The sequence below is a fragment of the Streptomyces antioxidans genome (genome assembly GCF_000968685.2).
Lineage (GTDB): Bacteria > Actinomycetota > Actinomycetes > Streptomycetales > Streptomycetaceae > Streptomyces > Streptomyces antioxidans.
In genome coordinates, this window is the sequence record NZ_LAKD02000242.1 from 1 (window position 1) to 900 (window position 900).

A 900-nucleotide genomic window follows, 5' to 3' on the forward strand; every position below is an offset into this window, starting at 1 on the left:
GGCCGTGGGTGGGCGTATGGCGCCCGTCGGAGCGGCGCTTGTGCGAGTTCCCGGCCCCGGAGGGCTGGCTCCCGGGCGCGGGCCTCTGGACGAGGGACGGCGAGCTGCGCCTGCCGTACGCCACGCCCCAAGTGCCCTGCGGACTCGCGAGGGTGCGCCCACCAGGGGCGGTGGGGGCGGTGGGGGCGGTGGGGGCGGCTCCGAGGCTGTCGGGGGGCTCGTGGGCGACGGCGGCGCCGGGCGGCACGGGCGGTACCGGCCGTACGGGCGGTGGCCCGGCCAATGCCACGCACACCACCGCGAGTGCCGCGGAGCCGTCCGGGGTGGGGCCGTTCGGATCGGGGCCGTTCGGATCGGCGGAGGCGCGGTGGAGACCCGACGACACGACGGGATCGTGGAGACCGGGCGCGACGGGAGACACGGGTGACACAGCAGCATCGTGGCGGCCGGACGAGGCGACGGGAGCGCGGCGGATCGCGCGGGTGACCCCGCTGGCCGAACCCCCCGGCGCACCCCAGGCCCGGACACCGGAGGCACTGTGGCGCCGGGAGGAGACGACCGGGGCCCACCGGACCGCGGCGGTGGCACGGGCGTCCGGTCCGGTTCCGGTCGAGGCGCGGGGCGTTCAGTCGTCGCGGGGGGCGACGCCCGCGCCCGGGGTGGCGGCCAGGATCACACCGTGGACCCGGGTCGGCGGGCCCGGCGTGTCCGTCCCCGCGCGAGCGCCCGGGCGGGCGCCCGAGCCGACGCGTACGACGGCGCCGTCACCGCCGTCGTCGCGGGCGCCCGAGCCCATGCCGCTGCGGGAGCGGGCGCCGATGCCCATACACGACTCAGTGCCGATGGCCGTACACGACCCGGTGCCAATGGCCGTACACGACCCGGTGCCGATGGCCGTAC

The 900-nt window shown here is 78.6% G+C and carries 1 protein-coding gene and 1 pseudogene; both read right to left on the reverse strand.

Annotation, left to right across the window (positions count from 1 at the left end):
• Positions 1 to 385: pseudogene (locus VT50_RS39460) on the reverse strand (hypothetical protein); the annotation flags it as partial.
• 240 nt (positions 386 to 625) lie between these two features.
• Positions 626 to 826, reverse strand: a complete 201-nt coding sequence (locus VT50_RS39465; protein ID WP_046090588.1) for a hypothetical protein — start codon at positions 824 to 826, stop codon at positions 626 to 628.
• Positions 827 to 900 lie beyond the last annotated feature (74 nt).

What these genes read in the sequence shown, in the direction of transcription:
- VT50_RS39465 (WP_046090588.1), bottom strand. Translation starts at nt 826, where the DNA reads ATGGGCATCGGCGCCCGCTCCCGCAGCGGCATGGGCTCGGGCGCCCGC.